16 protein-coding genes are annotated in these 16,122 nt (G+C 64.7%); 8 read left to right on the top strand and 8 right to left on the bottom strand.

Features of this window, described 5'->3' with window-relative positions:
- Positions 1-4: 4 nt before the first annotated feature.
- A complete protein-coding gene (ypfJ, locus tag GGR17_RS09735; protein ID WP_054538822.1) occupies positions 5-844 on the bottom strand; it encodes a KPN_02809 family neutral zinc metallopeptidase in 840 nt (279 codons plus the stop codon).
- A gap of 129 nt (positions 845-973) precedes the next feature.
- Between ypfJ and GGR17_RS09730 the strand changes: the two genes are divergently transcribed.
- Entirely contained in the window at positions 974-1,552 is a 579-nt protein-coding gene (locus GGR17_RS09730) for a YqaA family protein (RefSeq protein WP_054538821.1), read from the top strand.
- Positions 1,549-2,022 carry a disulfide bond formation protein B gene (locus tag GGR17_RS09725; protein WP_054538820.1) on the top strand — a complete coding sequence of 158 codons (474 nt, stop codon included), beginning with the start codon at positions 1,549-1,551 and terminating at the stop codon, positions 2,020-2,022. Before GGR17_RS09730 ends, GGR17_RS09725 begins: the two co-directional genes overlap by 4 nt.
- Before the next feature lie 6 nt (positions 2,023-2,028).
- On the opposite strand, the gene GGR17_RS09720 is transcribed toward GGR17_RS09725, so the two are convergent.
- Positions 2,029-2,298 (bottom strand): usg protein, encoded by a 270-nt coding sequence (locus GGR17_RS09720; RefSeq protein WP_054538819.1) that lies wholly within the window; start codon positions 2,296-2,298, stop codon positions 2,029-2,031.
- A gap of 194 nt (positions 2,299-2,492) precedes the next feature.
- On the opposite strand from GGR17_RS09720, the gene gyrA reads away from it, so the two are divergent.
- From gyrA to gluQRS, 4 genes are all read left to right on the top strand, one after another.
- Entirely contained in the window at positions 2,493-5,228 is a 2,736-nt protein-coding gene (gene gyrA / locus GGR17_RS09715; protein ID WP_054538818.1) for a DNA gyrase subunit A, read from the top strand.
- 176 nt (positions 5,229-5,404) lie between these two features.
- Positions 5,405-5,806 (top strand): DoxX family protein, encoded by a 402-nt coding sequence (locus GGR17_RS09710; protein ID WP_054538817.1) that lies wholly within the window; start codon positions 5,405-5,407, stop codon positions 5,804-5,806.
- A 78-nt stretch (positions 5,807-5,884) separates the two neighbouring features.
- Positions 5,885-7,225, top strand: a complete 1,341-nt coding sequence (trmFO, locus tag GGR17_RS09705; RefSeq protein ID WP_054538816.1) for a methylenetetrahydrofolate--tRNA-(uracil(54)-C(5))-methyltransferase (FADH(2)-oxidizing) TrmFO — start codon at positions 5,885-5,887, stop codon at positions 7,223-7,225.
- On the top strand, positions 7,222-8,079 hold the full coding sequence (gene gluQRS / locus GGR17_RS09700) for a tRNA glutamyl-Q(34) synthetase GluQRS (RefSeq protein WP_054540380.1): 858 nt from the start codon (positions 7,222-7,224) through the stop codon (positions 8,077-8,079). The genes trmFO and gluQRS overlap by 4 nt, the downstream gene beginning before the upstream one ends.
- A 46-nt stretch (positions 8,080-8,125) precedes the next feature.
- On the opposite strand, the gene hisI is transcribed toward gluQRS, so the two are convergent.
- On the bottom strand, positions 8,126-8,482 hold the full coding sequence (gene hisI, locus GGR17_RS09695) for a phosphoribosyl-AMP cyclohydrolase (protein WP_054538815.1): 357 nt from the start codon (positions 8,480-8,482) through the stop codon (positions 8,126-8,128).
- Between the two features lie 66 nt (positions 8,483-8,548).
- Here hisI and GGR17_RS09690 point away from each other — a divergent pair, with 66 nt between their 5' ends.
- Positions 8,549-9,001: an iron-sulfur cluster assembly scaffold protein gene (locus GGR17_RS09690; RefSeq protein ID WP_054538814.1), complete on the top strand. Its 453-nt coding sequence runs from the start codon at positions 8,549-8,551 to the stop codon at positions 8,999-9,001.
- 188 nt (positions 9,002-9,189) lie between these two features.
- Here the strand turns inward: GGR17_RS09690 and GGR17_RS20495 are convergent, their stop codons facing one another.
- The 5 genes from GGR17_RS20495 to sciP form a co-directional block, all read right to left on the bottom strand.
- On the bottom strand, positions 9,190-9,312 hold the full coding sequence (locus tag GGR17_RS20495) for a hypothetical protein (protein WP_255353419.1): 123 nt from the start codon (positions 9,310-9,312) through the stop codon (positions 9,190-9,192).
- 108 nt (positions 9,313-9,420) lie between these two features.
- The gene (gene recG / locus GGR17_RS09685; protein WP_054538813.1) at positions 9,421-11,511 is read right to left on the bottom strand and encodes an ATP-dependent DNA helicase RecG; all 2,091 of its coding nucleotides are present in this window, start codon (positions 11,509-11,511) and stop codon (positions 9,421-9,423) included.
- Positions 11,508-13,628, bottom strand: coding sequence for an NAD-dependent DNA ligase LigA (gene ligA, locus GGR17_RS09680; RefSeq protein ID WP_054538812.1), 2,121 nt, complete (start codon positions 13,626-13,628; stop codon positions 11,508-11,510). Before ligA ends, recG begins: the two co-directional genes overlap by 4 nt.
- Positions 13,629-13,760: 132 nt before the next feature.
- The gene (gene ctrA, locus GGR17_RS09675) at positions 13,761-14,474 is read right to left on the bottom strand and encodes a response regulator transcription factor CtrA (RefSeq protein ID WP_037206591.1); all 714 of its coding nucleotides are present in this window, start codon (positions 14,472-14,474) and stop codon (positions 13,761-13,763) included.
- Positions 14,475-14,571: 97 nt separating this feature from the next.
- A complete protein-coding gene (gene sciP / locus GGR17_RS09670) occupies positions 14,572-14,850 on the bottom strand; it encodes a CtrA inhibitor SciP (RefSeq protein ID WP_037206593.1) in 279 nt (92 codons plus the stop codon).
- A 122-nt stretch (positions 14,851-14,972) separates the two neighbouring features.
- Here sciP and mnmA point away from each other — a divergent pair, with 122 nt between their 5' ends.
- A complete protein-coding gene (mnmA, locus tag GGR17_RS09665) occupies positions 14,973-16,121 on the top strand; it encodes a tRNA 2-thiouridine(34) synthase MnmA (protein WP_037206595.1) in 1,149 nt (382 codons plus the stop codon).
- Position 16,122 lies beyond the last annotated feature (1 nt).

Genomic DNA, 16,122 nt, shown 5'->3' with positions numbered 1-16,122 from the left:
AACGTCAAAGCGTATCGGCCGCGAACGTATCGCAGGCGTTCAGATCCCCGCTTTCGAACCCGGCGGCGAACCAGCGCTGGCGCTGCTCCGACGTGCCATGGGTAAAGGTATGGGGCATCGGCACCCGGCCGGCGTTGCGTTGCAACGTATCGTCGCCGATCTGCTTGGCCGCATTCATCGCCTCGGCCACATCGCCACGCTCCAGACTGCCGAAACGCTCCTGGGCATGGGCCGCCCAGATGCCGGAGAAGCAATCGGCCTGAAGCTCGATCCGAACCGAGATCGCGTTGGATTGCGCCGTGCTTGCCCGTTGCCTTACGGCATTGGCCTGGCCCAGAATGCCAAGCTCGTTCTGAACATGATGGGCGATCTCATGCGCCACCACATAGGCCGCGGCGAAATCCCCGCCCGCGCCCATGCGCCGCTCCAGCGTGGTGAAAAAGCCGGTGTCGAGGTAGACCTTGTTGTCGCCGGGGCAATAGAACGGCCCCGTCGCGCCGCTGGCCCCGCCGCAGGGCGAGCTTGTGGTGCCCTTGAACAGCACCAGCACCGCCGGATCATACGCGCGCCCGACCTGGCGGCGGAAGATATCCGCCCAGACCTCTTCGGTATCGGCCAGCGTGACCGACACAAACTCGCCCGCCCGCATATCCGCCTCGGTCAGTTCCACCTCGCCGGTCTGGCCAAGGCCGCCCTCCTGCAACAGCGGCGTTACGTCGATCCCGAGGAAATAGCCGATCGCCAGCACCGCGAGCAGCCCGACACCGCCGATCGCGCCCGCGCCGCCGCCCCGGCCGCGCCTGTCTTCGATGTTCCGGCTACCGCGCCGCCCCCGCCATTTCATCACACACCCCACAGATCTGACAATTCCGAGATTACCGCCGGTTTCCCGGGCTGGGAAGCGCCGCGACGGCTTGACCCGACGTAGCCACCATGCTGCATAGGCGAGAACGGGACCGCAGGGAATGCTCGGATGATCCGCAGATTGTATGACTGGACGATTTCACTCGCCGAGCATCGCCATGCGCTCTGGGCGCTTGCCTTCGTGGCTTTCATCGAAAGCTCGGTGTTCCCGATCCCGCCAGACGTGCTGATGATTCCGATGATCATCGCCCGCCCGTCACGCGCCTGGCTGATCGCGAGCGTCGCGCTTGTGGCGTCGGTTCTGGGCGGGTTGCTGGGCTATTATATCGGCTTCGGACTGTTCGAGAGCGTCGGCCGGCCGGTGCTGGAGTTCTACGGCAAGGATGCCTATTTCGAGGAATTCCGCGCGCGCTACAACGAATGGGGCGCCTGGGCGGTGCTGATCGCCGGCGTCACGCCCTTCCCGTTCAAGGTCATCACCATCCTGTCGGGCTCGACCGGGCTCAACTTCGGGATATTCGTCGTGGCAAGCATCGTGGCGCGCGGCTTTCGGTTTTTCATCGTGGCGGCGCTGCTGTGGAAATTCGGCCCGCCGGTGCGTGATTTCATCGAAAAGCGGCTGGGGGCGGTGTTCACCGTGCTCATGCTGCTGTTCTTCGGCGGCTTCGCGATGGTGAAATACCTGTGAGCCGCACGACGCTGATATTGCTGGCCGCCGGCGGATCGGCCGCAATGCTCGCGGGGGCGTTCGGATTTCAGTACATCGGCGGGCTGCCGCCCTGCGAGCTGTGCCTGTGGCAGCGCTGGCCCCATGCCGCCGCCATCGTGATCGGCGCGCTGGCCCTGATGGTGCGCGGCGTGGTTCTGCCGCTTCTGGGCGCGGCGGCCGCGCTGACGACCGGGGCGCTCGGCGTCTATCACACCGGGGTCGAGCGCAAATGGTGGCCTGGCCCCACCTCCTGCACCGGCAGCGGCGACGGGCTGTCTGGCCTGTCGGGCAGCGATCTGCTGAATTTCGACGCCGCCCCCAAGGTGGTCATGTGCGATCAGGTGGCATGGCAGATGCTGGGCCTGTCGATGGCAAGCTGGAACGCGCTGGCCGCCTTCGCCTTCGCGCTCCTGTGGGTGCTGGCGGCACGGGCCAGCCTGCGCCACTGACGCTGCTCAGTGCAGGGTGAATTCCCCCACCACATTGCGCCATTCGCCCGTCGCCAGCAGTTTGCGATGGGTAAAGCGCACCGAATGCAGCGGCCCTTCTATTTCGTCGTGCCAGAACTCGATGAACTTGAACAGCCGGGGATGATCGGGCGCCAGATCGTAATCCTGCCAGACGAATGTGTTCAGGACGTTTTGATAGTCGGGCATCCGGTAGAAGAATTCCGCCGTGGTCAGCCCGTAGCCTTTCAAAAGCAACTCGGTCTCATTTCTGCTCAATGCATTTCTCCTTTGTCACATTTGTGAAATAAAGCATGCCCGAACTGATTTAGTTTTCAATTAAAACAGTATGTTATCACTCCATCCCGGCGGCTGCTTGCATTCCCCCGCCGCGCCCATTGCACCCCATATACAGGTTAAGATATAGTTCGGGTAACAATATATAGAGCGCGCAAGAACGGGCGGAAATAAACGTGAACGACACGCCGGAAACCCCTGAAAACGAAGACGAAAACACGCCAGAGCCGCCCCGGTACGACGGCCCGCGCATCTCCATCGAAGAGGAGATGAAGACGTCTTTCATGGATTACGCGATGAGCGTGATCGTCTCCCGCGCGATCCCGGATCTGCGCGATGGCCTAAAACCTGTGCACCGGCGCATTCTTTATGCCATGAATGAGGTCGGAAATACATTCGACAAACCCTACCGCAAATCCTCGCGCCCGGTGGCCGATGCGATGGGCAAGTACCACCCGCATGGCGATTCGGCGATTTACGACGCGCTTGTGCGGATGGCGCAGGATTTTTCGATGTCGCTGCCACTGCTGGATGGCCAGGGCAACTTCGGCTCGATGGATGGCGACAAGGCCGCGGCCTTTCGCTACACCGAAGTGCGGCTGGCGAAATCGGCGAACGCCCTGCTGACCGATATCGACAAGGAAACCGTCGATTTCCAGGACAACTACGATGGCAAGGACCGCGAGCCGGTGGTGCTTCCGGCCCGGTTCCCCAACCTTCTGGTCAACGGCTCCGAAGGCATCGCCGTGGGCATGGCCACACGCATCCCGCCGCATAACCTGGGCGAGGTGATCGACGCCACGCTGGCGTTGATCGACAATCCCGATCTGTCGTCAGAGCAGTTGACGGAATTCATCCCGGCCCCCGATTTCCCGACCGGCGGCATCATTCTGGGCCGCTCCGGCGCCCGCAAGGCCTATCTCGAAGGGCGCGGCTCGATCATCATCCGCGCCAAGACCCGCGTCGAAGAGATCAGGAAAGACCGCTATGCCATTGTTCTGGATGAGATTCCCTATCAGGTGAACAAGGCGGCGATGATCGAGAAGATCGCCGAACTGGTGCGCGAGAAAAAGCTGGAAGGCATTTCCCACGTTCAGGACGAATCCGACCGTGTCGGCGTGCGTGTGGTGATCGAGCTCAAGCGTGATGCCACCGCCGAGGTCGTGCTCAATCAGCTGTTCCGATTCACGCCGATGCAAACCTCCTTCGCCGCCAACATGCTGGCGCTGAACGGCGGCCGCCCCGAGCAGTTGACCCTGCGCAAATTCCTGTCCGCCTTCGTAAGCTTCCGCGAGGAAGTCGTTGCCCGGCGCACTGCATTCGAGCTGCGCAAGGCGCGCGAGCGCAGCCATATCCTGTGCGGTCTGGCCGTGGCGGTTTCCAATGTGGACGAGGTCGTGGCGACGATCCGCGCCTCCGCCGACCCGGCCGAGGCGCGCGAAAAGCTGATGACGCGCCGCTGGCCCGCCCATGACATCGCCGAATACATCCAGCTGATCGACGACCCGTCGCACAAGATGAACGAGGATGGCACCTACAACCTGTCCGAAACCCAGGCCCGCGCGATCCTTGAGCTGCGCCTGCAGCGCCTGACAGCGATGGGCGTGAAAGAGGTGACCGACGAGCTGCAGGAGCTGGCCGGCAAGATCCGCGAGTATCTGGACATCCTGCGCTCGCGCGAGCGGATCATGGGAATCATCTCCGACGAACTGCGCGAGGTGCGCGAACAATTCGCCGTTCCCCGCCGCACCGAGATTGTCGACTGGTCCGGCGACATGGACGACGAAGACCTGATCGAGCGCGAAGACATGGTCGTGACCGTCACCCAGTCTGGCTATATCAAGCGCACGCCCTTGCATGAATTCCGCGCGCAGCGCCGCGGCGGCAAGGGCCTGTCGGGCATGTCGACCAAGGAAGAGGATGTGGTCACCACCCTGTTCGTGGCCAACACCCACACCCAGCTTCTGTTCTTCACCACCGAAGGCATGGTCTACAAGCTGAAGACCTGGCGCCTGCCGCAGGGGGGGCGCACCGCCAAGGGCAAGGCGATCATCAACATCCTGCCGATTCCCAAGGGGGTTTCCGTCGCCGCCATCATGCCGGTCGACCGCCCCGAAGAGGAATGGTCCGATCTGCAGATCGTCTTCGCCACCACAGCGGGCGACGTGCGGCGCAACCAGCTTTCCGATTTCACCAACGTGAAATCGAACGGCAAGATCGCGATGAAACTGCCCGACGGCGTCAGCCTGGTGAACGCGCGCATCTGCACCGAGGATGACGACGTGATGCTTGTCACCTCCGGCGGGCGCGCCATCCGCTTTCCCACCACCGATCTGCGTATCTTCAAGGGCCGCGATTCGACGGGGGTGCGCGGCATCCGTCTGGCGGCTGGCGACAAGGTGGTGTCGATGGCCGTCATCCGGCATTTCGAGGCCACGTCGGAAGAGCGCGCCGCCTATCTGAAAATGCGCCGCGCGGTCGCGGGCCTGGCCGATGACGCCGAGGTGGAAGAGGATGAGGGCGCCGCCGCCACCGATTTCAGCCAAGAGCGTTACGCCCAGATGTCGGCGGCCGAGGATCTGATCCTGACGATCACCTCCGGCGGTGCCGGCAAGCTTTCGTCCAGCCACGATTATCCCGTGCGCGGGCGCGGCGGTCAGGGTGTGCAGGCGATGGACAAGGCCATGCGCGGCGGGCGGCTCGTGGCGGCCTTCCCGGTGGAAATGGACGACCAGATCATGCTGGCCACCTCGACCGGCCAGTCGATCCGCTGCCCTGTCGACGGCATCTCGTTCCGGTCGCGCAGCGCCGGCGGGGTAAAGGTGTTCAACACCAGCAAGGGCGAAGAGGTCGTCTCTGTCGCCTGGATCGCCGACCAGGGCGAAGACGCGCTCGAGAGCGGCGAAGAATAGCCCATCAGGGCCCACGATCCCCCGCGCCGGATACCGGCTGCGGGGGATCACAGCAGTCGCTCAGGCTGATCATACATTTTTGCGCATATTCTGTGCCTTTCTAGGCGTATCTCCACAAATCCGCACATGCCACAAGCTCCCCGTGACCCGAGAGGGCAAACATAGGGAACTGGAACATGACCGAACTCAAACCTTACGCAGACCTTCTGGCACGCGCCCTTCTGGCCGTGCTTTTCATTATCGCAGGCTTTGGCAAACTGGGCGATGTCCCGGGCTTCACCGGCTACATGACCTCGGGCGGCGTGCCGGCCTTTCTGGCCTGGCCGACGATCCTGCTCGAATTTCTTGGCGGCATCGCCATCCTCGTCGGCTTTCAGACCCGTATCGTGGCCTTCGCGCTGGCCGGGTTCAGCCTTCTTTCGGCGGTTCTGTTTCATCTGGTCCCGGCCGACCAGATGCAGATGATCAGCTTTTACAAGAACCTCGGGCTTGCCGGCGGCTTTATCCTGCTGGTGATCCACGGCGCCGGGCGTTTCTCGGCCGATGCCTATCTCGCGGCGAAATCGGCCATCGCCTGATCGCACCGAAACACGGGAAAGGGGCCGCCGGCGCGCTGCCCCTTTCCCTTTGCCGGGAACTCGCCTACATCGCGGCGCATGACAGATAAACTCCATATCATCGGCGGCGGCATGGCCGGCTCCGAAGCCGCCTGGCAGGCCGCGAACGCGGGCATCCCGGTCATCCTCCACGAAATGCGCCCCGAGACCGGCACATTCGCCCATCAGACCGGCAATCTGGCTGAAATGGTCTGCTCGAACTCCTTCCGCTCCGACGATGACGAACAGAATGCGGTGGGCCTGCTGCATTGGGAAATGCGCGCGGCGGGCGGGCTGATCATGGAAATGGCCGATGCGCATGCCCTGCCCGCGGGCGGCGCGCTGGCGGTGGACCGCGAGCAATTCGCGGCAGGCGTCACCGCCCGGCTGCAGGCGCATCCCCTGATCACGGTCGCGCCCGGTGAAATCACCGCCCTGCCCGAGGATGGCCACTGGATTATCGCCACCGGCCCGCTGACCTCCGGCGCCCTGGCAGAGGCGATCCGGGCCGAAACCGGCGCCGAGGCACTGGCGTTTTTCGACGCGATCGCACCCATCGTCTATGCCGACAGCGTCGACATGTCGAAGGCCTGGTTCCAGTCCCGCTACGACAAGGGCGAGACGGAGGAAGACCGCACCGCCTATCTCAACTGCCCGATGGATCGCGACACGTATGAGGCATTCATCGACGCCCTGCTCGCCGCCGACAAGACAGAGTTCCGCGAGGGCGAAACCGCCGGCTATTTCGACGGCTGCCTGCCGATCGAGGTGATGGCCGAACGCGGTCGCGAAACCCTGCGCCATGGTCCGATGAAACCGGTGGGCCTGACCAACCCGCACCAGCCCGAGATCAAGGCCCATGCCGTGGTCCAGCTGCGCCGCGACAACGCGCTCGGCACGCTGTTCAACATCGTCGGCTTCCAGACCAAGATGAAGTACGGCGCGCAAGCCGATGTTTTCAGGATGATTCCCGGCCTTGAGGAGGCAAGATTCGCCCGCCTGGGCGGCATCCACCGCAACACGTTCCTGAATTCCCCCACGCTTCTCGACGATCAGATGCGCCTCAAGTCCCGGCCGCATATCCGTTTCGCCGGCCAGATCACCGGGGTCGAAGGCTATGTCGAAAGCGCCGCCATGGGCCTGCTGGCCGCGCGCCTGGCCGTGGCCGAAATCCGGGGCAACGCCCTGCCGCCGCCACCGCCCGAAACCGCCACCGGCGCGCTGGTCACCCACATCACGGGCGGGGCCGACGCAAAGACGTTTCAGCCGATGAATGTCAATTTCGGCCTCTTCCCCCCGGTCGAGGGGCTCAAGGCCGGGCGGCGCGGCCGCAAGGATCGCTACAAGGCCTATACCGACCGCGCCAAGGACGCATGGAAAGGCTGGATGGCACTGTCGTGACCTACCGCACCCGCTTCGCCCCCTCGCCAACCGGGCCGCTGCACCTGGGCCATGCCTATTCGGCAATCCTGGCGCACGACCGGGCAAAGGCGATGCGCGGGCAATTCCTGCTCCGCATCGAAGACACGGACATCCAGCGCTGCCGCCCGGAATGGGAGGCGCAGATCCATGACGATCTGCGCTGGCTCGGCCTGACATGGCCAGAACCCGCGCGCCGCCAATCCGAACACCTGGCCGAATATGACAGCGTGCTGAACGATCTCGCAGAGCGCGGCCTGATCTACCCCTGCAGCTGCACCCGGGGCGACATCCGCGCCGCCCTCTCGGCCCCGCAGGAAGGCGCCCCGCCGACCGGCCCCGACGGGCCGATCTATCCCGGCACCTGCCGCCACCGGGCCATGGACACGCGACAACCCGGCGACGCCCTGCGCCTCGACATGCGCCGCGCCATCGAAAGCATTGGAAACACATCACAATTCGGATTTCAGGAAAACGGCCCGCTCTCCCCGGGCCACCATCGCCTGGATGCCGACACGCTGCTGAACGGCACCGGCGACGTGGTACTGGGCCGCAAGGAGATCGGAACCGTGTCCTATCTCCTGGCCGCCACCTGGGACGATGCCATCCAGACCATCACCGAGGTTGTGCGCGGCGCCGACCTGTTCGAGACAACCTTCGCGCAGGTCCTTCTTCAGGCACTGCTCGACCTTCCAACGCCAACCTATTACCATCACGCACTTATTCGCGATGAAACCGGCAAAAGGCTGGCAAAGCGCGACGACGCGCGCGCCATCGCCCATTACCGGGCTCAGGGCGCCACACCGCAGGACGTCCGCGCCATGATCGGCCTCTGACCCTTCATCTTTCCCGAAAATATCCCCGCCGGAGGCAAGAAATCTCCTACGCCTCCGGTGCCATAAGCTCCACCTCGCCCCCGTCGCGCACCGCCGTATAAAAGCAGCTGCGCCGATTGGTATGGCAGGCCGGCCCGGCCTGTTCCACCACAAGCAGCAGGCAATCCCGGTCGCAATCCACCCGGAAATCGATCAGCCGCTGCGTATGCCCGCTGGTCTCTCCCTTCACCCAGAACGCCTGACGCGAGCGGGACCAATAGGTTACACGCCCACTCTCCAGCGTCCGGACCACCGCCGCCGCGTTCATCCAGGCCATCATCAGAACCGTGCCGTCCGTGGCCTGCGCGATCGCCGGGATCAGACCGTTGGCATCATAGTTCAGCGTTTCTGGGTCGAAGGACATCACCGCGCTCCTTTGCAAATGCCGGTCATGGGGCTATCTATGGAAAAGCAGCCGAAAGGGAAAGCCATGAGCCCCGAGACCGACATGATCAAGCTCTACTCCCAGAGGATTCTGGAGCTTGCCGCCGACATCCCCCATCTCGGCCGGCTTGATGCGCCCACAGGCTCCGCCAAGCGGCGCGCGCCGCTCTGCGGGTCCACTGTCGCCGTCGATCTGATGGTCGAGGATGGCCGGATCACCGGTTTCGCCCAGGATGTGAAGGCCTGCGCGCTTGGTCAGGCCTCCGCCTCCGTGGTCGGCGCCCATATCATCGGACGCACACGCGCCGAGGTCGAAACCGCCCGCGATCAGCTCAACGCGATGCTCAAGGGCAACGGCCCCGTGCCGGATGCGCCCTTCGACGGTCTCGAGGTTCTGCTGCCCGCGACAGAGTACAAGAACCGCCACGCGTCGATCCTGCTGGCGCTCGACGCCACGCTCGAGGCGTTCGACGCGGCCGCCAGGACCGCCTGCGCCTGAGCATCCACCAAAAAAAGCCGCCGCGCTTCGGGGACGAAGGCGGCGGCAAGTGGCGTATCTGTGTATCCGGGCGGTTGGCAGAGCAAGAGGCACGCTCCGCTTTCTGGGACAGGCAGTGTCAGAAGCGGCGCATCCGGTGTTGGGGACAGGGATGCGCGGCCCGGAACAGACCGCAGGCAGTAAAGGGGTCAGACAAGGCCCGGCAAATGCAGGCTGACAATCAACATCACCACAAGGGCGGCGGCGCCGGCGGCATCCTGCACAAGCGTGTCGGACGAGCGGGTCAAAACGGCTTTCAGTTCACTCAGCATGGCGGGCGTTCCCTGCTTGGATTTTTCTGTTGCTTCTTTGTTCTCAAATTCTCCACTCAAAGTAAAGAACTTTTTAAGAACATTTGCGAACGTTCAGGAACAAACCCGTTAACCAACTGAAATCAAACGGATCGCCTTATCCTGTTCCATCAGCCACAGCAGCACCCGCGCGGCCTGTCCGCGCGGTGTCTCCAGCGCCGGGTCGTCGGCCAGCAGCTTGCGCGCGTCGCTTTGCGCCACCGCCATCAGCGCCGCCTGCCGCTCCAGATCCGCGATGCGGAAGCGGGGCAGGCCCGATTGCGCCGTGCCGATCAGATCGCCGGCGCCGCGCATCGCCAGATCTTCCTCTGAAATGCGGAACCCGTCCTCGGTTTCGCGCAGGATCTCCAGCCGCCGCCGCCCGCCCTCTGTCAGCGGTGGCCGGTACATCAGCAAACAGGTAGAGGCCGCGGCCCCGCGCCCGACCCGCCCGCGCAGCTGATGCAGCTGCGCCAGGCCAAAGCTCTCGGCCTGTTCGATCACCATGATAGAGGCATTGGGCACGTTCACCCCCACCTCGATCACGGTGGTGGCAACCAGCACCTTGGTCTCGCCGGCAACGAACCGCGCCATCGCGGCGTCCTTCTCGGCGGGCGGCATCTGGCCGTGCACCAGCCCCACCACGCCTTCGCCCAGGGCCGCGCGCAGGCGCTTGAACCGCTCTTCGGCGGCCGTCATCTCCACGACCTCGCTTTCCTCGACAAGCGGGCACACCCAATAGGCCTGCCGCCCCTCGGCGATGGCGTGGCGCAGATGCGCCACCACCTCATCCATCCGGCCGGCCGAGACCAGCGCGGTTTTCACCGGCACCCGCCCCGGCGGCTTTTCATCCAGCACCGACACATCCATGTCGCCATATTGCGCCAGCGCCAGACTGCGCGGGATCGGCGTGGCCGTCATCACCAGAACATGCGCGCCATGGCCCTTGGCCGAAAGCTCCATCCGCTGACCGACGCCGAACCGGTGCTGTTCGTCGATAATCGCAAGACGCAGATCGTGAAACACCACATCCTTTTGAAAAACCGCATGGGTGCCGACCAGAACCTGAATATCGCCCCGCGCCAGCGCCGCGAGCTTTGCCTTGCGCTCGGCGCCCTTGTCGCGCCCGGTCAGAAGCTCCAGCACCACGCCCGCATCCTCGGCCAGCGGCCGCAAACTCTCCAGATGCTGCCGCGCCAGGATTTCGGTGGGGGCCATCATCACCCCCTGGCCGCCCGCCTCGGCCGCGATCAGCAGCGCCATGAAGGCGACAAGGGTTTTCCCGGCCCCCACGTCGCCCTGCAAAAGCCGGTTCATCCGGCGGGGCCGGGCCATGTCATCGGCGATTTCCTGCATGGCGCGTTCCTGCGCGCCGGTCGGCTTATAAGGCAGCGCGGCCAGCACCCGCGCGCGCAGCCGCCCGTTGCCCTCGGTCGCGATACCCGCCCCGCGCCGCACCGCCTGCCGCGCCAGCGCGAGGGTCAGCTGATGCGCGAACAGCTCGTCATAGGCCAGCCTCTGCCGCGCGGGGCTTGTCGCGGCCAGATCGGCTGCGCCCTGCGGCGCATGCACGGCGTTGATCGCCGCGCGCCAACCGGGCCAGCCTTCGCGCGCCCTCAGTGCCGGGTCGATCCATTCCGCCAGATCCGGCGCACGCTCCAGCGCCGCGCCAACCGCCTTTGCCACCATTTTCTGCGTGATACCCGCCGTCAACGGATAGACCGGCTCATAGGCCGGGATCGCCTCCGCCTCCTCCACCCGCAGGATGTGATCGGGATGCACCATCTGCGCGACCCCGTCGAAAAGCTCGACCTTGCCAGAAATCACCCGGCGCTGTCCGGTCGGAAGCTGATTTTGCAAGAACGGCCCATTGCCGTGGAAAAACACCAACTGAAACCCGGTGCCGGCGTCCTGCACCTGTATCCGGTAGGGGCGCCCCTTGCTGCGCGGCGGGTGGTGGGCGCCAACCTCTACTTCCACCGTCGCGGTGCTGCCTGGCGTCACCTCGGTGATAGACGCGCGGCGGCTGCGATCCACCCCCGAATGGGGCAGAGTGAAAAGCAGGTCGCGCGGTTTTTCGACACCCATCTGCGCGAAATTCTTCGCCGTCTTGGGGCCGACCCCCTCCAGCCCGTCCAGCGCGGCGAACAGCGGAAAGAGGATATCGGGCCGCCCGCTCATGCGTCTCCGATCAGCGCGAGCCAGCCATCTTCGTCGATGGTTTCCACGCCCAGCTCGGCCGCCTTCTTCGCCTTAGACCCCGCCCCCGGCCCCGCGACCAGCAGATCGGTCCTGGCCGAAACCGACCCGGCCACCCTGGCCCCCAGCGCCTCGGCGCGCGCCTTGGCCTCGGCCCGGGTCATCTTTTCCAGCGTGCCGGTAAAGACCACGGTCTTGCCCGCCACCGGGCTGTCGACCGCGCCGCGCGCTTCCATGTCCTGCACGTTCAGCTCCGCGATCAGCCGGTCGATCGAGGCCCGTTCCGCCGCCTGATGAAAGGTGGTGACAACCGCCTCGGCCATCACCGCGCCGACCCCGTCGATGCCGATCAACGCCTCCCACTCGGGCCCTTCGCCCACCTGCGCGGCGGTCATCGCGGCCTCGAACGCCGCCCAGCTGCCGTAGTTGCTGGCCAGAAGCGTTGACGCGCTTTCGCCCACATGGCGGATGCCAAGGGCGAAAATCACCCGGTTCAACGGGATTTCCCGGCGTGCCTCTATCGCCTCAAACAGGTTTTCGGCGGATTTCTGGCCCCAGCCCTCGCGATTCCTGAGCTGCTGGAGGCCCGCGCCATAGCGCGCCTTCAGCGTGAAGATATCGGCCGGCTCCCTGATCCAGCCATCCTGATAAAAGGCCTCCACCTGCTTGGCGCCCAGGCCGTCGATGTCGAACGCGCCGCGCGACACGAAGTGCTTCAGTTTTTCCACGGCCTGCGCCGGGCAGATCAGCCCGCCGGTGCAGCGGCGCACGGCGTCGCCCTCCTCCCGGATCGCTTCCGAGCCGCATTCGGGGCAGTGGGTCGGAAACACATAGGGCGCCGCGTCGTCGGGCCGTTTCGACAGATCCACATCCGCCACTTTCGGAATCACGTCACCCGCGCGATAGACCTGCACCCAGTCGCCCTCGCGGATGTCCTTGCCGCCGCGGATCTCATTGCCCTTGGCGTCGCGCCCGGCGATGTAATCCTCGTTGTGCAGCGTGGCGTTCGACACCACCACGCCCCCCACCGTCACCGGATGCAGCCGCGCCACCGGCGACAGCGCGCCGGTGCGGCCCACCTGAATCTCGATCTTCTCCAGCCGGGTCCAGGCCAGTTCGGCGGGGAACTTGTGGGCGATCGCCCATCGCGGCGTCGTCGAACGAAAGCCCAGGCGCGCCTGAAGCGACAGGTCGTCCACCTTGTAGACCACCCCGTCGATGTCATAGCCCAGCGTTGAACGCTGTTCCTCGATCGCGCGGTAGTGGCGCAGCATCGCCTCGGGGCCATCGCACAGCACGGTCAGCGGGTTGGTCTGAAACCCCAGCTCCGCCAGCCTGTCGATCGCGCCCTTTTGCGTCGGCGCCAGCGCGGCGGAGAGTTCACCCCAACCATAGGCGAAGAAACGCAATGGCCGTTGCCGCGTTACATCCGCATCAAGCTGGCGCAGCGATCCCGCCGCAGCGTTGCGCGGGTTGGCGAAGGGCTTCTCGCCCGCCTCGGCCTGCCGCACGTTCAGCGCCTCGAAATCCACGTGGCTCATGTAAACCTCGCCCCGCACCTCCAGCACCTCGGGCGCACCGGCGAGACGCGCGGGGATATCGGCGATGGTGCGGGCATTGGCGGTGACGTTCTCGCCGGTTTCGCCGTCGCCACGGGTGGCGGCCTGGGTCAGCACACCGGCCTCGTAGCGCAGAGACAGGGACAGCCCGTCGATCTTGGGCTCGGCGGTATAGATCAGCGGCGCGTCATCGCTCAGCCCCAGGTATTTGCGGATGCGCCCGTCGAATTCCGTAATATCACCGTCGTCGAACGCATTGGCGAGCGAGAGCATGCGCACGGCGTGCCGTATCTTGGAAAACCCCTCGGCCGGGGCTGCGCCGACACTTTCAGAGGGGCTGTCGGCCCGTTTCAACGCCGGGAACGCCGCCTCGATTTCGGCGTTGCGCCGCTTCAGCGCGTCATAGGCCGCATCGGAGATTTCCGGCGCGTCCTGCTGATGATACAACCTGTCAGCGCGCGCGATCTGCGCCGCAAGCTGCGCAAGTTCCGCCGCCGCCTCTGCCGCCGTCAGCTGTTCGACGGGTTTTTCGCCTGCCATCCCGGCCTCTCCCCGAATGTCCTCCGAACGTGATAGGAGCACACCCCGGAGAGGTCCAGACGTCATGGGCGGCGGCGTGAAATTCGGGCGGCCCCTCAGCCCCGCAAGGGGCCGCCCTGCTGCATGGGGGTGTCAGGCGCCAAGCGCGATGCGGTGCTCTGCCTCGACCGGCTCGGGATCGCGCAGCACATAGCCGCGGCCCCAGACTGTCTCGATATAGTTCTCGCCCCCGGTGGCCTGGCTGAGCTTCTTGCGGAGCTTGCAGATGAAGACGTCGATGATCTTCAGCTCCGGCTCGTCCATGCCGCCATACAGGTGGTTGAGGAACATCTCTTTCGTCAGCGTCGTGCCCTTGCGCAGCGAAAGCAGTTCCAGCATCTGATATTCCTTGCCGGTCAGATGCACGGTCTTGCCGTCCACATCCACCGTCTTGGCATCCAGGTTCACGGTGGCGCGGCCCGTCTTGATCGAGGATTGCGCATGCCCCTTGGACCGGCGGATGATGGCGTGAATGCGCGCCACCAGCTCATCGCGGTGAAAGGGTTTGGTCAGATAGTCATCCGCGCCGAAGCCGAACCCCTTGAGCTTGTTCTCGGTGTCATCGGCACCGGAGAGAATCAGGATCGGCGTGTCGATCCGCGCGAGGCGGATCTGGCGCAGAACCTCATGCCCGGTCATATCCGGCAGGTTCAGGTCCAGCAGGATAAGATCGTAATCATAAAGCTTTGCAAGATCGATCCCTTCCTCGCCCAGGTCCGTCGTATAGACATTGAAGTTCGCATGGGTGAGCATCAGTTCGATGCTCTTGGATGTTGTCGGATCGTCTTCCACCAAAAGAACGCGCATCGTCAAATTACTCCGTTTGCTTCCCCAGATTTCCCCACCACGTTGGCTAACAATGGTTAATTACACGTTACCACTGCACGTAGCGTAGTAATACAATTCAAGGTTGTCTATAGCGTTGGACCTTGGTGGTTCTCAGCGCCTCTGTCCCATGACGCGAAATCGCGAGCCGCCAGCCATCCAGCTCTTCCAGCGAAAGCGAATAGCGCGCCAGCGCCTCGTCCTGCGAAATCAGGCCGGCGGCGATCGCCTTGACCACGGCGGCCTTGCGCCGCGCGACCCAGCGGACCGTGTCCACCGGCGGCAGATCGGCCCGGGTCATTTTGGTGCCATCGGGCAAGGTGACGGCCCGCGGACCTTCGATGCGCTTGATATACATGGGTCTCCCCTCACTCTTTGCGGGGCCAGCGTGAAGCGGCATGTTTAACGCGCGGTGAAACGAGGGCTTGAGACTGTCTCGCATTTTCCTATATTCCGACGGACTTCCCGAAAGGTTCCCTCATGCCACTCGACAGCAAGGATCATCCGCTGAATTCGCTGGGCTTTGCCAAGCCCCCGGCCGAAACCCGCGTGGTCGTCGCCATGTCGGGCGGCGTGGACAGTTCCGTCGTGGCGGCGCAACTGGCCGAGGAAGGCTATGATGTGGTCGGCGTCACCCTGCAGCTTTACGATCACGGCGCGGCGCTGGCCAAGAAGGGCGCGTGCTGCGCCGGGCTGGATATCCACGATGCCCGCCGGGTGGCCGAGGAGATGGGGTTTCCGCATTACGTGCTGGATTACGAGAACATCTTCAAGGACGCGGTGATCGACGAATTCGCCGACAGCTATCTGGCCGGCGCCACGCCTGTGCCCTGCATCCGCTGCAACGAGCGGGTGAAGTTCAAGGACCTGCTGCAAACCGCGAAGGATCTGGAGGCCGACTGCATGGCAACCGGCCACTATATCCAGCGCAAGATGGGCGCCACCGGGCCAGAGCTGCATTGCGCGGCGGATGCGGCGCGCGATCAATCCTATTTCCTGTTCTCGACCACGCCCGAACAGCTCGATTATCTGCGCTTTCCGCTGGGCCACCTGCCCTCGAAGAACGAAACCCGCGCCCTGGCGGCAAAATACGGCCTGCCCGTGGCCGACAAGCCCGACAGCCAGGACATCTGTTTCGTACCGAATGGCAACTATGCCAGTGTCATCGAAAAGCTGCGCCCGGGGGCCGCCGAGCCCGGAGAGATCGTTCACGCCGATGGCCGGGTGCTGGGCACGCATGACGGCGTGATCCATTACACCATCGGTCAGCGGCGCGGGCTGGGCATCGGCGGGCTGGCCGATCCGCTTTACGTGGTGCGGCTGGATGTGGACGCGCGGCGGGTGATCGTGGGCCCGAAAGAGATGCTTTCGACCCGGACCATCCCCGTGCGGGAGATCAACTGGCTGGGCGACGCGCCGATGACCGCGCGCGATGAATGGCATATCTCGGTCAAGGTCCGCTCGACCCGCCCCCCGCGCGAGGCGATCCTGCGGCCACTGTCAGAGACCGAAGCGCAGGTGGAACTGCTGACCGCCGAAGAGGGGGTCAGCCCCGGGCAGGCCTGCGTGTTCTATGAAACCGGCGGCAGCCGCATCCTTGGCGGTGGCTGGATCTGGCGCGGGGCCTGAG

The organism is Actibacterium naphthalenivorans, assembly GCF_014196965.1.
Lineage (GTDB): Bacteria > Pseudomonadota > Alphaproteobacteria > Rhodobacterales > Rhodobacteraceae > Actibacterium_A > Actibacterium_A naphthalenivorans.
This window is presented reverse-complemented; position numbering and strand designations above follow the sequence as displayed.